The sequence below is a fragment of the Pseudomonas sp. ADPe genome (genome assembly GCF_014843515.1).
GTDB lineage: Bacteria > Pseudomonadota > Gammaproteobacteria > Pseudomonadales > Pseudomonadaceae > Pseudomonas > Pseudomonas citronellolis.
The window spans coordinates 2898487-2916174 of sequence record NZ_CP062122.1; the positions used below are offsets into that span (position 1 = coordinate 2898487).

The window sequence follows — 17688 nt, forward strand, 5'->3', positions numbered from 1 at the left end:
GTTTACGTGCTCAGCCGCCGCGATGCACCCAGACGCCGGCCTCGCAGGCCACCTTGCCCTCCAGTTCCAGCTCGGTCAGCGCCGCCAACACCTGCGGCAGCGCCCAGCCACTGCCGGCGGCCAGCGCCTCGCTGCCCTGCGGGGCGGCGCGCAGCAGGTCCAGCAATGGGTGCGCCTGTGGCAGCGGGGCCGGTTCGCTGGCGGGTGCTTCGGCGGTCCAGCCGCTCAGGCCTTCGAGGATGTCGTCGATGCGCTCCACCAGGGTGGCGCCCTGGCGGATCAGCTCGTGGCAGCCGCGCGCGCCGGGATGGTGGATGGAACCGGGAATGGCATAGACCTCGCGGCCCTGCTCGGCGGCCAGCCGCGCGGTGATCAGCGAGCCGCTGGCCGGGCTGGCTTCCACCACCAGCACGCCCAGGGACAGGCCGCTGATGATGCGGTTGCGCCGCGGGAAGTTGTCCGGCCGCGGCGGGCAGTCCAGCGGCAGTTCGGACAGCAGCACGCCGCCGCCCTCGACGATGCGTCGCGCCAGCCCCAGATGCCGCCGCGGGTACAGGCATTGCAGGCCAGTGCCGAGCACCGCCAGGGTGGCGCCACCGGCCTCCAGCGCGCCTTCGTGGGCGGCGCCGTCGATGCCCAGGGCCAACCCGCTGGTGATGGCGAAGCCGCCACCGGCCAGGCTGCGGGCGAAGGCGCGGGCGGTGTCCAGCCCCGGGCGGCTGGCGCGGCGGCTGCCGACCACCGCCAGTTGCGGCCGGCCCAGGGCCGCGCGGGCGCCCTCGACGAACAGCAGCGGCGGCGCATCGCTCAGCTCCGCCAGCAGCGCGGGTAGTCCTCGGCGTCCCACATCAGCAGGTGCCGCCCGGCCCTCCAGCCAGCGCAGGGCTTCGGCCGCCGCCTGGCGGGTAGCCTCGCTGCGCCGCGCCTCGGCGCTGGCCGCCGGCAGGCCAAGGGAACGCCAGGCCGCGGCGGGCGCGCTGAGGGCGGCGGAGGCGCTGCCGAAGGCCGCCAGCAGGGCGGCGAAGCGCCGCGGCCCCAGTTCGGGCAGGGCGTGCAGGCGCAGGCGGGCTTCCAGTTCGGCGGGGGAGGGTTGGCGGGGCATGGCGACAGTCCTTGGCGCGTTGGCGGGAACCCCGACTATGCCGCGTCCGCCGGCTGACGCCTGCCGGACGCTTCGGAAGATACGGCCGGCAGAAGCGAAGAACCCCGCCGTGGCGGGGTTCTTCATACAGGCGCGCCGATCAGGGATTGCGCACCTTGTCCTGCACTTCCAGCGAACGGTTGGCGGTAAGCACCAGGCCGTAGCTGAGACGGTTGTAGGTACGGAAAATCATCACCAGCCCGGAGCGCTCGTCGGGGATCTTCACCAGATCACCGCTGACACGATCCCGCACCGTCTCGCCAAGCTTGTAGATGGCCAGCACGTTGCCTTCCTCCAGGCCATCGCGGCTGCCCTTGTCGATGGTCACCACGTCGTACTTGCCGATCTGGGTGACGCCGCGCGGCACGTCGATGATGCTGCCCTTGATCGGCGTCTTCGGCTCGCTGGGCATGAAGATCGAGGTCACCGCGCGTTCCTCGGTGGGGAACAGGCGGTCGCCCGGCCGCACTTCCTGGGTGGTGCGCGTCAGGTTGAGGGTGGCGATGTCGTCTTCCTTGGCGATCACCCGGGCGCTGCCGACGTCCATGGCGTCGACGCCGAGGACTTCCTTGGTGTCCGGGTCGGAGTAGATCTTGCCCTGGCGGAAGATGCCGTAGCTGCTTTCCTCGGCCAGGGAGTCGCCGCGGGCGTAGGCGCGGTCGCCGGCGCCGCTGACCACGCGCTCGGCATCGCCGGCGACCATGTAGGGGGCGTTGCTGAAGTCACCCTCGCTGTCGACGATGCGGTTGGACAGCAGGAAGGCGTTGATCTTGTCCAGCGGGATGGTCGGCACCGCCTCGGCCATGGGCGTGCTGCGCACCTTGGGCGACAGCTTGATGGTGCCGTGGGAGGCGCCGCGGTTGAGCACCAGGCGCGGCTGGCCGTCGATGTACACCAGGCTGAGGACGTCGCCGGGGTAGATCAGGTGCGGGTTGCGAATCTGCGGATTCACCTGCCAGATCTCCGGCCACTTCCAGGGCTTGCTCAGGAACTTGCCGGAGATGTCCCAGAGGGTGTCGCCCTTGACCACCGTATAGCGGTCCGGGTGGCCGTCCCTGAGTTCCACGGCACCCTGCGCCATGCTTCCTGCCGCCAGCAGCAGCACGGCGAGTAGTGTTTTCCTCATGCGGTGAATCCCTTTATTATGTATACACATGAAACGCTGGAAAGCCGCCCCTACCGGGCCTTCCAGGGTTTTTCGATGCTGCTCGGCATATTAGCAGCCGATTTTTACTTTATTCCACAAGTGCATCACAAACGCATATGGCCATTCTGAACATCCTCGAATTCCCCGATCCGCGCCTGCGCACGATCGCCAAGCCTGTCGAGGTGGTCGACGATAGCGTGCGCCAACTGGTCGACGACATGTTCGAAACCATGTACGAGGCGCCCGGCATCGGCCTGGCCGCCACCCAGGTGAACGTGCACAAGCGCGTGGTGGTGATGGACCTGTCCGAGGACAAGTCCGAGCCGCGCGTGTTCATCAACCCGGAACTGGAGCCGCTCACGCAAGAGATGGGCGAATACCAGGAGGGTTGCCTGTCGGTGCCCGGCTTCTACGAGAATGTCGACCGCCCGCTGCGGGTCCGCGTCAAGGCGCTGGACCGCGACGGCAAGGCCTTCGAGGAAATCGCCGAGGGCCTGCTGGCGGTGTGCATCCAGCATGAGTGCGACCACCTGAACGGCAAGCTGTTCGTCGACTACCTGTCCAACCTCAAGCGCGACCGGATCAAGAAGAAGCTGGAAAAGCAGCACCGCCAGCGCGCCTGACACCCTCCTCCCCAAAGGCTTGCCCCGGCAAGCCTTTTTTCTTTAAGCGAGCCTACGCATGAGCCAAGCATTGCGCATCGTCTTCGCCGGGACCCCGGAATTCGCCGCCGAGCACCTCAAGGCCCTGCTCGATACGCCGCACCAGATCGTCGCCGTCTACACCCAGCCGGACCGCCCGGCCGGCCGCGGCCAGAAGCTGATGCCCAGCCCGGTCAAGCAGCTCGCCGCGCAGCATGGTCTGCCGGTGCTGCAGCCGCCGACCCTGCGCAATCCCGAAGCCCAGGCCGAACTGGCCGCGCTGCAACCGGACCTGATGGTGGTGGTCGCCTACGGCCTGATCCTGCCCCAGGCGGTGCTGGACATCCCGCGCCTGGGCTGCATCAACAGCCATGCCTCGCTGCTGCCGCGCTGGCGCGGTGCCGCGCCCATCCAGCGCGCCGTGCAGGCTGGCGATGCGGAAAGCGGCGTAACCGTGATGCAGATGGAAGCGGGCCTGGACACCGGGCCGATGCTGCTCAAGGTCGTCACCCCGATCAGTCCCGAGGACACCGGCGGCAGCCTGCACGACCGCCTGGCGCGCCTGGGCCCGCCGGCGGTGGTCGAGGCCATCGCCGGCCTGGCCGCAGGCACGCTCAAGGGCGAGGTGCAGGACGACGCCCTGGCCACCTACGCGCACAAGCTCAGCAAGGACGAGGCGAAGCTCGACTGGAGCCGCCCTGCCGTGGAACTGGAGCGCGCCGTGCGCGCCTTCGATCCCTGGCCGGTGTGCCACACCACCCTGAACGGCGAGCCGCTGAAGGTCTGGGCCGCGCGCCTGGGCGAGAGCAGGGGCGAGCCGGGGAAAATCCTCGGCGCCAGCCGTGACGGCCTGCTGGTGGGCTGCGGCGAAGGCAGCCTGCTGCTGACCCGCGTGCAGCTGCCCGGCGGCAAGCCGCTGGCCTTCGCCGACCTGTTCAACAGCCGCCGCGAGCAGTTCGCCACCGGCCTGGTGCTCGGCCAATGAGCCTCAGCCCGCGCCTCGCCGCGGCCCGCGCGCTGGCCGCCGTGCTCGCCGGCCGCGCCTCGCTGGGCAGCTCGCTGCCGCCGCAGCTGGAGCTGGTCGCCCCGCGCGACCGCGGCCTGACCCAGGAGCTGGCCTTCGGCGCCGCGCGCTGGCAGCCGCGCCTGGCGGCCCTGGCCGCGCGCCTGCTGCAGAAGCCGTTCAAGGCCGGCGACCGCGACGTCGAGGCGCTGCTGCTGGTCGGCCTGTACCAGCTGCTCTACACCCGCATTCCGCCCCACGCGGCCATCGGCGAGACCGTCGGCTGCGCCGACAAGCTGAAGAAATCCTGGGCCAAGGGCCTGCTCAACGCCGTGCTGCGCCGCGCCCAGCGCGAGGGCGAAGTGCTGCTGGCCGACGTCGACCGCGACCCGGCCGCGCGCCTGGCCCACCCGCGCTGGCTGCAGAAGGCGCTGAAACAGGCCTGGCCGGAGCAGTTCGAAGCCGTCTGCGCGGCGAACAACGCCCACCCGCCGATGACCCTGCGGGTGAACCGCCGCCAGGGCAGCCGTGACGATTACCTGGCCGAGCTGCAGGCCGCCGGCATCGAAGCCACGCCCTGCGCCTACAGCCGCGACGGCATCCAGCTCGCCCAGCCCTGCGACGTGCGCGAGCTGCCGGGCTTCGCCGAAGGCCGCGTGAGCGTGCAGGACGAGGCCGCGCAACTGGCCGCCGACCTGCTGGAACTGGCCCCCGGCCAGCGCGTGCTCGACGCCTGCTGCGCCCCCGGCGGCAAGACCTGCCACCTGCTGGAAGCCGAACCGGGCCTGGCTGGCGTGCTGGGCGTGGACCTGGAGGAAAACCGCCTGGTGCGCGTGCGCGAGAACCTGCAGCGCCTGCGGCTAGATGCCACGCTAGTCGCCGCTGATGGACGCGATACCGGCGCCTGGTGGGACGGCAAGCCGTTCCAGCGCATCCTGCTGGACGCGCCCTGCTCGGCCACCGGCGTCATCCGCCGGCATCCGGACATCAAGCTGACCCGCGCCGCCGAGGACATCCCAGCCCTGGCGCAGCTGCAGGGCGAGCTGCTCGACGCGCTGTGGCCAACCCTGGAAGTCGGCGGCATCCTGCTCTACGCCACCTGCTCGGTGATGCCCCAGGAGAACCGCGAGTCGATCGCCGCCTTCCTCGCCCGCACCCCCGGCGCCCGCGAGCTGGACCTGGCCGGGCCCTGGGGCCTGAAGCAGGCCCACGGGCGCCAACTGCTGCCGCAAGAGGGCGGGCACGACGGTTTCTACTATGCCAAGCTCATCAAGATCTCAGCCCGCTAGCACTGCACGGACGAGCGCGACCCCATGAAGATCATCATCCTCGGCGCCGGCCAGGTCGGCGGCACCCTGGCCGAGCACCTGGCCAGCGAAGCCAACGACATCACCGTGGTCGACACCGACGGCCAGCGCCTGCGCGACCTCAACGACCGCCTGGACATCCGCACCGTGCACGGCAAGGCCTCGTTCCCCACGGTGCTGCGCCAGGCCGGCGCCGACGACGCCGACATGCTGGTGGCGGTGACCAACAGCGACGAGGTGAACATGGTCGCCTGCCAGGTGGCCTACACCCTGTTCAACACGCCGACGCGCATCGCCCGGGTGCGCGAGGCGGCCTACCTGACGCGCACCGGCCTGTTCGACAACGAGGCCATCCCGGTGGACGTGCTGATCAGCCCCGAGCAGGTGGTGACCAACTACATCAAGCGCCTGGTGGAATACCCCGGCTCCTTGCAGGTGATCGACTTCGCCGAGGGCAAGGCCCAGCTGGTGGGCATCAAGGCCCACTACGGCGGCCCGCTGGTGGGCCAGGAGCTGCGCCAGCTGCGCGAGCACATGCCCAACGCGGATACCCGCGTGGCGGCGATCTACCGGCGCAACCGGCCGATCATCCCCCAGGGCGACACCGTCATCGAGGCCGACGACGAGGTGTTCTTCATCGCCGCCAAGGCCCACATCCGCGCGGTGATGGGCGAGATGCGCCGGCTGGAGGAGAACTACAAGCGGATCATCATCGCCGGCGGCGGCAACATCGGCGAGCGCCTGGCCGAGGCCATCGAGAACCGCTACCAGGTGAAGATCATCGAGATGAACCCGGCGCGCTGCCGGCACCTGTCGGACAACCTCGACAGCACCATCGTGCTCCAGGGCAGCGCCTCGGACCGCGACCTGCTGCTGGAAGAGAACATCAACGAGACCGACCTGTTCCTGGCCCTGACCAACGACGACGAGGCCAACATCATGTCCTCGCTGCTGGCCAAGCGCCTGGGCGCGCGCAAGGTGATGACGCTGATCAACAACCCGGCCTACGTCGACCTGGTGCAGGGCGGCGAGATCGACATCGCCATCAGCCCGCAGCTGGCCACCATCGGCACCCTGCTGACCCACGTGCGCCGCGGCGACATCGAGAGCGTGCACTCGCTGCGCCGCGGCGCGGCCGAGGCCATCGAGGTGGTGGCCCACGGCGACGCCAAGTCGAGCAAGGTGATCGGCAAGCGCATCGGCGAGGTACACCTGCCGCCGGGCACCACCATAGGCGCGGTGATCCGCGACGAGGAAGTGCTGATCGCCCACGGCGACACCGTGGTGGAATCCGGCGACCACGTGATCCTCTTCGTGGTCGACAAGAAGCGAATCCGTGACGTCGAGCGGCTGTTCCAGGCCGGGTTGACGTTCTTCTAGGCTGTAGGCTGTAGGCTGTAGGCTGTAGGCTGTAGGCTGTAGGCAAGAACTTGACATACCACGACGGCACCGCATGCTGTTCGCTTCCAGCTTCCAGCTTCCAGCTTCCAGCTTCCAGCCCCCAGCCCTATGACCGATCCTCAATCCCTCGAAAAACTCCTCGCCAAAGGCATGGACAACCCGCTGCTGCGCTTCGGCCTGGGCAAGGGTTACCTGGACGCCGGCGATGCGGCGAAGGCCGCCGAACACCTGCGCCGCTGCGTGGAGCAGGACGCGAAGTACTCCGCCGCCTGGAAGCTGCTGGGCAAGGCCCTGCAGGCCCAGGGCGACCTGGACGGCGCCCGCGCCGCCTGGACCGACGGCCTGGCCGCGGCCCAGGCCCATGGCGACAAGCAGGCGGAAAAGGAAATGACCGTGTTCCTGCGCAAGCTGGACAAGGCCAAGGGCGGCTGAATCCGCGACACCTTGTAGGAGCGGGCCCTGCCCGCGATTCGCGCGCAGGGCGCGCTCCTACAGGTGAAGCCGGAGGTGGGCATTGTGTAGGAGCGAGCTTGCTCGCGAACGGTGCCTACCGGCGGCTTCAGTGCAATGGCTTGACTCCGCTCCCTCTCCCCAACCCTCGGCTGCGCGCCCCGCCCTGAAGGGAGAGGGGGCCGTCCGGCACGAACGGGAAGTTCAGCGTCACCCTGTAGGAGCGGGCCCTGCCCGCGATTCGCGCGCAGGGCGCGCTCCTACAGGTGCAGACGAGACGCCGTTGTAGGATGGGTTGAGCGAAGCGATACCCATCACCCCCGCCCGATGGGTTTCGCAAGCTCAACCCATCCTACGAAGAGCGCCTGGGCGTAGGGCGTACAACCGTTCGCGGTTGTACGCCATTGCCATGGCCTCAGAGCACCTCCGCCGCCACCGCGTCCACCGCGGCCTTGGCTATGCCCACCACCTCGTCGGCCTCGGCGCGGCTGAGCACCAGCGGCGGGGCGAAGCCGAGGATGTCGCCGTGGGGCATGGCGCGGGCGATCATGCCGCGCTCCAGGCACGCCGCCGAGACCTTCGGGCCCACCTTCAGCGCCGGATCGAAGGGCGTGCGCGCCTCGCGGTCGGCCATGAACTCCAGCGCCGCCAGCATGCCGTCGCCGCGCACCTCGCCCACCAGCGGGTGGCCCTCGAAGGCCTGGCGCAGCTGCTGGTTGAGGTAGCCGCCGACGTCCGCCGCGTTGGCGGTGATGTTCTCGCGCTCGAGAATGTCCAGGTTGGCCAGCGCCGCCGCCGCGCAGATCGGGTGGCCGGAGTAGGTCCAGCCGTGGCCCATGGCGCCTTCGCGGGTGGAGGCGCTGTCGATCACGTCCCAGACCTTCTCGCCGACGATCACCGCGGACAGCGGCGCGTAGGCGCTGGTCAGGCCCTTGGCGGTGGTGATCAGGTCCGGGCGCATGGCGTAGCGCTGGCTGCCCATCTTGTCGCCGAGGCGGCCGAAGGCGCAGACCACCTCGTCGGCGATCAGCAGCACGTCGTACTTCGCCAGCACCGCCTGGATCGCCTCCCAGTAGCCCTTGGGCGGGACGATGATGCCGCCGGTGCCCATCACCGGCTCGCCGATGAAGGCCGCCACGGTGTCCGGGCCCTCGGCGAGGATCAGGTTCTCCAGCTCCTGGGCGCAGTGGCGCACGAAGGCCGCCTCGTCCATGCCCGCCGGGGCCTTGTAGAAGTGCGGGCAGAGGGTGTGCCTGACGCCTTCCACCGGCAGGTCGAAGTGCTGGTGGAAGCTGGCCAGGCCGGTGAGGCTGCCGGTGACGATGCCCGAGCCGTGGTAGCCGCGCTGGCGCGAGATGATCTTCTTCTTCTGCGGCCGGCCCAGCACGTTGTTGTAGTAGCGCACCAGCTTGACCTGGGTTTCGTTGGCGTCGGAGCCGGAGAGGCCGTAGTAGACCTTCTTCATGCCCGCCGGCGCCCAGTCGCGGATGATCCGCGCGGACAGCTCGATGATCGCCTCGGACGCGTGGCCGACGTAGGTGTGGTAGTAGGCCAGCTGCTTGGCCTGCTCATGGATGGCGTCGGCCACCTCAAGGCGGCCGTAGCCGATGTTCACGCAGTACAGCCCGGCGAAGGCGTCCAGCAGCTCGCGGCCCTGGTGGTCGCGGATGCGCACGCCCGAGGCGCCGGTGATGATGCGCCCGGGCAGGGCGCCGCTGGCGTGGTCGTGGGCGTGGGTGGAGGGGTGCATGAAGTGCGCACGGTCCTGTTCGAACAGCTTGGCGTAGTCGGTCATGGCGGTGTTCTCCTCAGATGGCGCCGTGGTGCAGGCAGAAGTACTTGATCTCGACGAAGGGCTCGAAGCCCTCGCTGCCGCCCTCGCGGCCCAGGCCCGAAGCCTTCATGCCGCCGAAGGGGATGGGGTGGCCGGTGAACCTGGCGCCGTTCACCGCGACCATGGCGAATTCCAGGCGGCGCATCAGCGGCCACACCTGGTCGAGGCGCTGCCCACAAATGTAGGCGGCCAGGCCGTATTCGCTATCGTTGGCCAATTCGATGGCCTGCTCCAGGTCGTCGTAGGCCATCACCCCGGCGATGGGGGCGAAGTTCTCCTCGCGCCAGATGCGCATGGCCGGGGTGACGTCGGCCAGCAGCGTCGGCTGGTGGAACCAGCCGCCCAGGGCATGGGGTTCGCCGCCGGCCAGCAGGCGCGCGCCGCTGTCGATGGCGTCGCGCACGCGCTCGCAGGTGGCGTCGAAGGCCGCCTGGTGCATCAGCGGGCCGATGTCGCTGCGCGGGTCGCTGGCCGGGCCCACGCGCAGTTCGCGCACGGCGGCGGCGAAGCGTTTGAGGAAGGGCTCGTAGAGTTCGCGGGCGACCAGCAGGCGGTTGGCCGCGCAGCAGTCCTGGCCGGAGGTCTGGAACTTGGCGTCGACGGCGAATTTCACCGCCTGCTCCAGGTCGGCATCGGGCAGCACGATGAAGGGCGCGTTGCCGCCCAGCTCCAGCGCCACCTTCTTCACGTCCTGGGCGGCGGCCTGCAGCACCAGCTTGCCGACGCGGGTCGAGCCGGTGAAGCTCACCGCGCGCACGCGGCTGTCCCGCACCAGGGTTTCCATGGTCGTCTGCGGCTCGCCCAGCACCACGTTGAAGGCGCCGGCGGGCAGCCCGGCCTCCTCGGCCAGCTGGGCCAGGGCGAAGGCCGAATAGGGCGTCTCGTGGGCCGGCTTGACCACCACGGTGCAGCCGGCGGCCAGGGCGGCGGCGGCCTTGCGGGTGATCATCGCCGAGGGGAAGTTCCAGGGCGTCAGCAGTACGGCCACGCCCACCGGCTCCATCACCGTGCCCAAGTGGGCGCCGGGGATGTGGCTGGGGATGTTGCGGCCGTCCAGGCGCCGCGCCTGTTCGGCGAACCAGGGGATGAAGCTGGCGGCGTAGTCGATCTCGCCGCGGGCCTCGGCCAGGGGCTTGCCCTGTTCCAGGGAAAGGATCTGCGCCAGGTCCTCGCGGTGCTGGCGGATCAGCTCGGCCCAGCGCAGCAGGGGCGCGGCGCGCTGGTCCAGGGACAGCTTGCGCCAGGCCGGGAAGGCTGCGGCGGCGGCATCCACCGCGGCGACTATCTGCTCGCGTTCGAGCAGCGGCACGTGGCCGATGATTTCGCGGTTGGCCGGGTTCTCCACGGCGATGCTGGCGCCGCTGGCGCTGTGCAGCCACTGGCCGTTGACGTAGCACAGCGACTTGAAGAGCAGGGGATGGGCGTAGGACATGACAGCGTCTCCTCGCAGGTGGCATGGGGACCATCCTAGGGGGAGCGCCGTGGCGGTTTTTTCCTAAGGGCGGGGCGGCGGCGGCAATTCTTTCCGCAGATGCGCCGCCGGCTTCGGGTTTTTCGCCCGCCTCAGCAGGCGCTGGCGGAGCGCCGGCCCAGGCCCTGGAGGATGGCGCGCAGCAGCACGCCATAGAGCGGCACGAAGAGGATCAGCATGACCGCCAGCTTGACGCCGTAGTCCACCGTGGCGATCTCCACCCAGTGCTGCGCCATGAAGGGGTTGTCGCTGCGCCAGAAGGCGATGGAGAAGAAGGCGAAGGTGTCCAGCAGGTTGCCGAACAGCGTCGACACCACCGGGGCGATCCACCACTGGCGCAGCCGGCGCAGGCGGTCGAACACCTGGATGTCGAGGAACTGGCCGAGCACGTAGGCCAGGAAGCTGGCCAGGGCGATGCGCGCGACGAAGGTGTTAAACTCGCCCAGCGCGGCGAAGCCGCGGTAGCCGCCGTCCTGGAACAGCACCGAGACCCCGTAGGAAGCCAGCAGCGCCGGCAGCATCACCCGGGCGATGACGCGCCGCGCCGGGCCCTTGCCGAGCAGGCGCACGGTGAGGTCGGTGGCCAGGAAGATGAACGGGAAGCTGAACGCGCCCCAGGTGGTCTGCCAGCCGAACAGGGTCATGGGCAGTTGCACCAGGTAGTTGCTGGCGATGATGACGAGGAGGTGGAAGACGACCAGGCCGGCCAATGCGCCGCGCCGAGCCGCCGGGGAAAGCGCCGACATGCTGGATCCTTTTTCGTCGATGGGGTGAGGGAACCCATGCCCGGCCCTGTGCCGAGCGGGGGGCATTCTATAGGAGATTGAACTTGGAGTCAGGTTTTTTTGGGTGTTTTTTGTGCAGTGGGGGGGTGTTGTAGGGGCGGGCTTGCTTGCGAATGGTGTTCTGCCGGGAGGAATTGGCTGGGGGGCCAAGAACGCCCTCTCCCTAACCCTCTCCCTGAAGGGAGAGGGGACCGTTCGGAGTGCGTGGGTATTCCTGAGTTAGTCGGCAGCGCCAGTGGTTTCCGGCTGAAATCATTACTTCTCTCGGCACGGACAAGCCCCCTCTCCCTTCAGGGAGAGGGTTGGGGAGAGGGGACGGAGCCAAGCCATTACACCGAATCCACCGGTAGGCACCCGTTCGCGAGCAAGCTCGCTCCTACGAAAAGAAAACAGCGTGGCATCAGGCACCTTCCAATGCCTCCGCCGGCACCGCCGCATCCAGCGTCTTGATCACCTTGGTAACGATGTAGGTGAAATACCGCTCGATCCCCAGGTCCTCCAGCAGCAACTGGTCGATGAAGCGCTGGTAATGGTCGATATCCCGGGCCTGGATCATCGCGATGTAGTCCACCCCGCCGCCGGTGGCGTAGCAGAAGCCCACCTCCGGCGCCTGCTGCAGGCGCTGTTCGAAGCGGCGCATGTCCTGGGCCGTGTGCCGGCCCAGGGTGATTTCCACCAGCACCTGCTGCTGGCGGAACAGCGCCGGCCAGTCGATCTGCGCGCGGTAGCCCTTGATCAGGCCGGCCTCCTCCAGCTTGCGCACGCGCTCCCAGGCCGGGCTGACCGAGAGGTTGATGGCCTCGGCCAGGCTGGACTTGGTGATGCGCCCGTCGCCGGCGAGGATGCGCAGGATCTTCAGGTCGTAGCGGTCGAGCTTGGTCATCGCCACCTCCGGCGCCGTGGCGCGCGCATCAGTCCAGGACCTCGGCGACCACCGCCAGGGTGTCGCCGCTCTGCACCAGGCCAGGGAAGTGCCGCGCGGCGAGGATGCCGCTGCGCCTGGCGCGGTACTCCACCGGCGCGGCGCCGGTGCGCAGCAGGTCGTGCACCCGCGCCAGCACCTCGCCGCGTTCCACACGCTCGCCCAGGTCGCGGCACATCTCCAGCAGGCCGTTGTGTTCGCTGGCGACGAAGCAGTCGCCGTCGGGCATGTCGAGCATCACCGAGGGCGCGTGCTCGACCTCGCCGCGCAGGATGCCGGCCTGCACCAGCACGTTGCGCACGCCGCGGCGGGCGATGGCCACGCTGCGCGCGGTGCTGCTGCCGCCGCCGCCCAGTTCGGTGGTGACGAACAGCTTGCCCTGCTCCTCGGCGGCGCTGTCGTACATGCCCACCGCGTCCAGCTCCAGCATGCGCATGGCGTAGGGCGCGGAGAACGCCCGCATCAGCGCCTCGCAGCCTTCCTGCTGGGCCTTGTCCGGCAGCACGTGGCAGGCGGCGAAGGGCAGGAAGTCGAGGGTGCGGCCGCCGGAATGTATGTCCAGCACCACGTCGGCCAGCGGCAGCAGGGTGCGCTGGAAGTAGTCGGCGATCTTCTGCGTCACCGTGCCGTCCGGGCGGCCGGGGAAGCTGCGGTTGAGGTTGCCGGCGTCGATCGGCGAGGTGCGCTTGCCGGCGAGGAAGGCCGGGGTGTTCATGAAGGGCACGACGATCACCCGGCCGCGGATGTCCTCGGCGCGCAGTTCCTGGGCCAGGCGGCTGAGCGCCACCGGGCCTTCGTACTCGTCGCCGTGGTTGCCGCCGGTGAGCAGCGCGGTGGGGCCCGCGCCGTTCTTCACCACGCAGACGGGGATCATCACCGCGCCCCAGGCCGAGTCGTCGCGGGAGTAGGGCAGCTTGAGGTGGCCGTGCTGCACGCCGTCGCGCTCGAAGTCGACGCTGGCGGCGATGGGGTTGTCGCGCAGCCCTTTATCCAGTGGCTGTGTCATGGCCTCACTCCTTGACGAACAACTGGCGCGGGTAGTCGCAGAGGGTCTGCACGACGCCGTCGGTGATCAGGATGCTTTCGGTGATCTCCAGGCCCCAGTCGTCCATCCACAGGCCGGGCATGAAGTGGAAGGTCATGCCCGGTTGCAGCACGCTCTCGTCGCTGGGGCGCAGGCTCATGGTGCGTTCGCCCCAGTCCGGCGGATAGCTGATGCCGATGGGGTAGCCGCAGCGGCTGTCCTTGTGGATGCCGAACTTCTGCAGCACGCCGAAGAAGGCGCGGGCGATGTCGCCGGTGGTGTTGCCCGGCTTGGCCGCCTCCAGCCCCGCGGCTATGCCTTCGACCACGGCCTTTTCCGCGTCGAGGAAGTGCTGCGGCGGCTTGCCCAGGTAGACGGTGCGCGACAGCGGGCAGTGGTAGCGCTTGTAGCAGCCGGCGATCTCGAAGAAGGTGCCGGCGCCGCGCTGGAAGGGCGTGTCGTCCCAGGTCAGGTGCGGCGCGCTGGCGTCGGCGCCGGTGGGCAGCAGCGGGACGATGGCCGGGTAGTCGCCGCCGTGGCCGTCGGCGCCGCGGATGCCGGTGCTGTAGATCTCCGCCACCAGCTCGTTCTTGCGCATGCCCGGCTCGATGCGCTCGAGGATGTGCGCGTGCATCTTCTCGACGATGCGCGCGGCGATGCGCATGTACTCGATCTCGCGCGGGGATTTCACCGCGCGCTGCCAGTTGACCAGCGCGGTGGCGTCGACGAAGCGCGCCTGCGGCAGGTGGGCCTGCAGCGAGCGGAAGGCGGCGGCGCTGAAGTAGTAGTTGTCCATCTCCACGCCGATGGCCAGCGCGTCCCAGCCCCGCGCGGCGATGACCTCGCGGGCCAGGTAGTCCATGGGGTGGCGCTCGGTGGACTGCACGTAGTGGTCGGGGTAGCCGACGATGTTCTCGGCCTGCATGAACACGGTGCGCCGCGCGCCGTTGGCGTCCTGGCCGCGGCCGAACCACACCGGCTCGCCGTCCAGCGCCAGCAGCACGCACTGGTGCACGTAGAAGGACCAGCCATCGTAGCCGGTGAGCCAGGCCATGTTCGACGGGTCGCTGACCAGCAGCAGCTCGATGCCGCGCTGCTGCATGCTGGCGCGGACCTTGGCCAGGCGCTGGGCGTATTCCTCCCGCGCGAAGGGGAGGTTGACGACGATTTCGGGCATGCGGAAATCCTCTGGGTGAGTGGTGTCACGGGGGCTCTTGTAGGTGTTTGTCCGGCATGAAGCGGTCAGCTGTGGAACTTGAACCCCTTGCCCATGCGCTGCGCGCGCTGGAAGGCCAGGCCGGCGATGGCGGTGTCCTGGGCGCCGGTGCCGGTGAGGTCGCAGAGGGTCACGTCCCGGGCGCTGCGGCGGCCCGGGCGCTGGCCGGCGATGACCTGGCCGAGTTCGGCGAAGTCGGCGCCCGCCTCCACCAGCCCGGCCGCGATGGCGTGGTGCAGTTCGCCGAGCACGCGGGTCTGGCTCAGGCGGTCGGCGACGTAGCAGTCCAGCGCCGCCAGCGCGTCGGCGGCGATCTCGTTCTTGTGCTCGGCGTCCGAGCCCATGGCGGTGATGTGCAGGCCCGGGCGCAGGTGGCGCTTCCGGATCAGCGGCTCGCGACTGGGCGTGGTGGTGATGGCGATGTCCGCGCCTTCCAGGGCTTCATCGACGCTGGAACAGGCGACCACCGGGATGCCCAGGGCGGTGCTCAGTTCGGCGGCGCACTGGCGCGCCTTGGCCGCGTCGCGGGCCCAGAGGCTGGCGCCCTCGATCGGCCGTACCAGGCACAGCGCCTTGAGCTGCAGGCGCGCCTGCTCGCCGGCGCCGAGGAGGGCCACCCGGCGGGCGTCCTCGCGGGCCAGCCACTTGGCGGCCACGGCGCCGGCGCAGGCGGTGCGCACGGCGGTGAGGTAGCCGTTGTCCAGCAGCAGGGCGTCGAGCAGGCCGGTGTGCGCGGACAGCAGCATCATCATGCCGTTGAGGCTGGGCAGGCCGAGCTTCGGGTTGTCGAAGAAGCCCGGGCTGACCTTGATGGCGAAGCGCGGCAGGCCGGGCAGGTAGGCGGTCTTCACATCCACCTCGCCGTTGTGCTCGGGAATGTCCAGGCGCAGGATCGGCGGCATCGCCACCGCCGCCGTGGCCAGCAGGCGGAAGGCCTGCTCGACGGCGTCGAGGCTTTCAGTGTCCAGCGCCACGCAGGCGCGCAAGTCGGCTTCGCTGAGCAGGGTGACGTCAGCCATGCAGGTCTTCCTCGATGATGCGTTGGTGTTGTTCGATGGCGATGTTGCGGCCGCTGACGACCACCACCACCGGCCCTTCGGCGGCGATGCGGCCTTCCAGCAGCGCGGCGATACCCACCGCCGCGGCGCCTTCCACCACCTGGCGTTCCTCGCGGTAGGCGTGGCGGATGCCGGCGGCGATGGCGGGCTCGTCGAGCAGGTGCAACTCGTCGCAGTGGGCGCGGGCGAGGGCGAAGGTGTAGCGGTTGTCCAGGCCGATGCCGCCGCCGAGGGAGTCGGCGAGGGTCGGCAGTTCCTCCACTTCCACGGGCTGGCCGGCTTCCAGGCTGGCGGCCATGGCCGCGCCGCGGCGCATGCTGATGCCGTGCAGGCGGATCGACGGGTCGGCCGCCTTCAGCGCCACGGCCACGCCGCCGAACAGCCCGCCGCCGGACAGCGGCACCAGCACCTGGCGCACCTGCGGCAGCTGTTCGAGGATTTCCAGGCCCAGGGTGCCCTGGCCGGCGACGATCTGCGGGTGGTCGAAGGGCGGCAGCAGCGCCGCGCCCTGCTCGCGGGCGATGCGCTCGGCCTCGGCCTGGGCGTCGTCCTGGCTGTTGCCGACGATGCATACCTCGGCGCCGAGGGCGCGGATCGCCTCGACCTTGTTCGCCGGCACCAACTGTGACAGGCAGATGGTGGCCGGCACGCCCAGCACGCGGGCGGCATGGGCGAGGGCGCGGCCGTGGTTACCGGTGGAGGCGGCGACCACCCCGCGGGCCTTCCGGGCGTCGTCCAGCTGGGCGATGGCGTTGCTGGCGCCGCGCAGCTTGAAGCTGCCGGTGATCTGCTGCGATTCCAGCTTCAGGTACACCGGCGCGCCCAGCAGCGCGGAGAGGCTGGGCGAATGCTCCAGCGGCGTCTGCCGCACCAGGCCGTGGATGCGCTGGCGGGCGCGGTACAGCTCGATCAGGGGGATCTCGTTGGCCATGGCGGCCTCCCGACAATGCAGTCGGGCCGAGTGTATGAGCGGGAAATTGTCGCGATGAATGTACTAGGACGATGTCGTGGAGATTGTCATTCGTCGTGGTAATGGGCGATGGGTATCGCTTCGCTCGACCCATCCTACGGGGAGAAATACCGTACTTCCCGGTAATTTGTAGGAGATTCTATGTCAATGACGGCTTATCCCCGGGGTTGGTAGGTCGTCTGTGTCTGCATCAGGGCAAAGGCGATTCTGGCGAGTTTGCGGGCCAGGACGGTCAAGGCCTCGGTTGTCTTCAGCCCGCGTGCCAAATAGCCCTGATAGAGCTCCCTCCAGCGTTTGGTGCGAGCTGCAGCCATGGCGGCGTTGTGCAGTAGCCGGCGGATTTCCGGATCGCCTTGCTTGGTCAGCTTCCGCCGGCCGCTGTAACGGCCAGACTCCTTGAGTCGCACATCCAGCCCCAGAAATGCGATGAAGGCGTCGCTGTTGCGGAAATGCCCTCGCAGAAACGCCAGGATCAGCGCTGCGGCCGTCAGTGGCCCGATCCCCTCGATGGCCTGGCAACGCTTGCTCTGCTCCTTCAGCCCGGCCTCCTCCAGCACGAGCTGGATCTGTGTCTCCAGGCGTTGCTCCAGGACAGCCATGCGCTTGAGGACTGGCTTCAATGCCCTTGCCAGCATAGGGTCCTGGGAGAAGCTCTGACGCAGCGACGTGACATTCCGGACGAGCACGGCTCGACGGTGCAGCAACGCCTGCAAGCGGCAGTACACCTTGCTCGGCGGCTGCCAGGGCTCCAACTGCGCCTGTTCATGGGACAGGTAGCGGGCCAGGAGCTGGGCGTCGCTACGGTCGTCCTTGTTTCGCCCACCGATCCCCTTGCGATAGTTGCTCAGGCGGAAGCCGTTGATGAGGTAGATCCGGTGCTTCCGGGCATGCGCCAGGCTGGCAACCAGCACGTGGTAGATGCCCGTTGCCTCGATTGCGATGGCGCAGTTGGATGGCAGCGTCTTGAGCCAGGCCTTGATCGCACGGGCTTCGTTAGGCAGTTCGAACACCTCACCGGTGCGGGCATCGCACAGGCTCAGTGTTTCCTTGGCAACATCGATTCCAATAACCGTGACCTGGCTTGTCATGGTGTTCTCCGACGGTGAAGATGGGGTCGACCTGTCGGGGCTCACGGTGGCGCAGGCTTGCTGATATTGTCGGTTTGAGCGGCTACTCAAATCCGATGGATTCCTTATCGGCGCTTGTCGTGAGCGCGTGGGTGGGGGAAGTCTCCTACCGTCTGGCTTGCAGAAGCGGGTCTTGTCCCTCCACCCCCGACAGGTTCCTACCCTAACGCCATACAAGCGGGCCCTGCCCG

15 protein-coding genes and 1 pseudogene are annotated in these 17688 nt (G+C 69.0%); 5 read left to right on the forward strand and 11 right to left on the reverse strand.

Features of this window, described 5'->3' with window-relative positions; all coding sequences use genetic code 11:
• Window positions 1-10 precede the first annotated feature (10 nt).
• Window positions 11-1102 (reverse strand): annotated as a pseudogene (dprA, locus tag IG194_RS13200) (DNA-processing protein DprA).
• 139 nt (window positions 1103-1241) lie between these two features.
• Window positions 1242-2267, reverse strand: a complete 1026-nt coding sequence (locus tag IG194_RS13205) for a LysM peptidoglycan-binding domain-containing protein (RefSeq protein WP_058487930.1) — start codon at window positions 2265-2267, stop codon at window positions 1242-1244.
• Between the two features lie 137 nt (window positions 2268-2404).
• On the opposite strand from IG194_RS13205, the gene def reads away from it, so the two are divergent.
• From def to IG194_RS13230, 5 genes are all read left to right on the forward strand, one after another.
• Window positions 2405-2911, forward strand: coding sequence for a peptide deformylase (def, locus tag IG194_RS13210; protein ID WP_009614487.1), 507 nt, complete (start codon window positions 2405-2407; stop codon window positions 2909-2911).
• A 58-nt stretch (window positions 2912-2969) separates the two neighbouring features.
• The gene (fmt, locus tag IG194_RS13215) at window positions 2970-3914 is read left to right on the forward strand and encodes a methionyl-tRNA formyltransferase (protein WP_058487931.1); all 945 of its coding nucleotides are present in this window, start codon (window positions 2970-2972) and stop codon (window positions 3912-3914) included.
• Window positions 3911-5221 carry a 16S rRNA (cytosine(967)-C(5))-methyltransferase RsmB gene (gene rsmB / locus IG194_RS13220; RefSeq protein WP_064987538.1) on the forward strand — a complete coding sequence of 437 codons (1311 nt, stop codon included), beginning with the start codon at window positions 3911-3913 and terminating at the stop codon, window positions 5219-5221. Before fmt ends, rsmB begins: the two co-directional genes overlap by 4 nt.
• 24 nt (window positions 5222-5245) lie before the next feature.
• Complete coding sequence (gene trkA / locus IG194_RS13225; RefSeq protein ID WP_058487932.1) at window positions 5246-6619, forward strand: Trk system potassium transporter TrkA; 1374 nt, start codon at window positions 5246-5248, stop codon at window positions 6617-6619.
• Window positions 6620-6748: 129 nt separating this feature from the next.
• Complete coding sequence (locus IG194_RS13230; RefSeq protein WP_058487933.1) at window positions 6749-7072, forward strand: tetratricopeptide repeat protein; 324 nt, start codon at window positions 6749-6751, stop codon at window positions 7070-7072.
• A gap of 433 nt (window positions 7073-7505) precedes the next feature.
• Here the strand turns inward: IG194_RS13230 and IG194_RS13235 are convergent, their stop codons facing one another.
• The 9 genes from IG194_RS13235 to IG194_RS13275 form a co-directional block, all read right to left on the reverse strand.
• The gene (locus tag IG194_RS13235) at window positions 7506-8885 is read right to left on the reverse strand and encodes an aspartate aminotransferase family protein (RefSeq protein ID WP_009614481.1); all 1380 of its coding nucleotides are present in this window, start codon (window positions 8883-8885) and stop codon (window positions 7506-7508) included.
• A 13-nt stretch (window positions 8886-8898) separates the two neighbouring features.
• Window positions 8899-10356 (reverse strand): NAD-dependent succinate-semialdehyde dehydrogenase, encoded by a 1458-nt coding sequence (locus IG194_RS13240; protein WP_058487934.1) that lies wholly within the window; start codon window positions 10354-10356, stop codon window positions 8899-8901.
• Window positions 10357-10487: 131 nt separating this feature from the next.
• Window positions 10488-11141, reverse strand: a complete 654-nt coding sequence (locus tag IG194_RS13245) for a 7-cyano-7-deazaguanine/7-aminomethyl-7-deazaguanine transporter (protein ID WP_058487935.1) — start codon at window positions 11139-11141, stop codon at window positions 10488-10490.
• 439 nt (window positions 11142-11580) lie between these two features.
• Window positions 11581-12063, reverse strand: a complete 483-nt coding sequence (locus IG194_RS13250) for an Lrp/AsnC family transcriptional regulator (protein WP_009614475.1) — start codon at window positions 12061-12063, stop codon at window positions 11581-11583.
• A 28-nt stretch (window positions 12064-12091) separates the two neighbouring features.
• On the reverse strand, window positions 12092-13108 hold the full coding sequence (gene doeB, locus IG194_RS13255) for a N(2)-acetyl-L-2,4-diaminobutanoate deacetylase DoeB (protein ID WP_058487936.1): 1017 nt from the start codon (window positions 13106-13108) through the stop codon (window positions 12092-12094).
• A 4-nt stretch (window positions 13109-13112) separates the two neighbouring features.
• A complete protein-coding gene (doeA, locus tag IG194_RS13260; RefSeq protein WP_058487937.1) occupies window positions 13113-14303 on the reverse strand; it encodes an ectoine hydrolase DoeA in 1191 nt (396 codons plus the stop codon).
• 65 nt (window positions 14304-14368) lie between these two features.
• The gene (locus IG194_RS13265; RefSeq protein WP_058487938.1) at window positions 14369-15361 is read right to left on the reverse strand and encodes a cyclodeaminase; all 993 of its coding nucleotides are present in this window, start codon (window positions 15359-15361) and stop codon (window positions 14369-14371) included.
• Window positions 15354-16331, reverse strand: coding sequence for a hydroxyectoine utilization dehydratase EutB (gene eutB, locus IG194_RS13270; protein ID WP_058487939.1), 978 nt, complete (start codon window positions 16329-16331; stop codon window positions 15354-15356). Before eutB ends, IG194_RS13265 begins: the two co-directional genes overlap by 8 nt.
• A 194-nt stretch (window positions 16332-16525) precedes the next feature.
• Complete coding sequence (locus tag IG194_RS13275) at window positions 16526-17458, reverse strand: IS110 family transposase (RefSeq protein ID WP_058070024.1); 933 nt, start codon at window positions 17456-17458, stop codon at window positions 16526-16528.
• Between the last annotated feature and the right edge of the window lie 230 nt (window positions 17459-17688).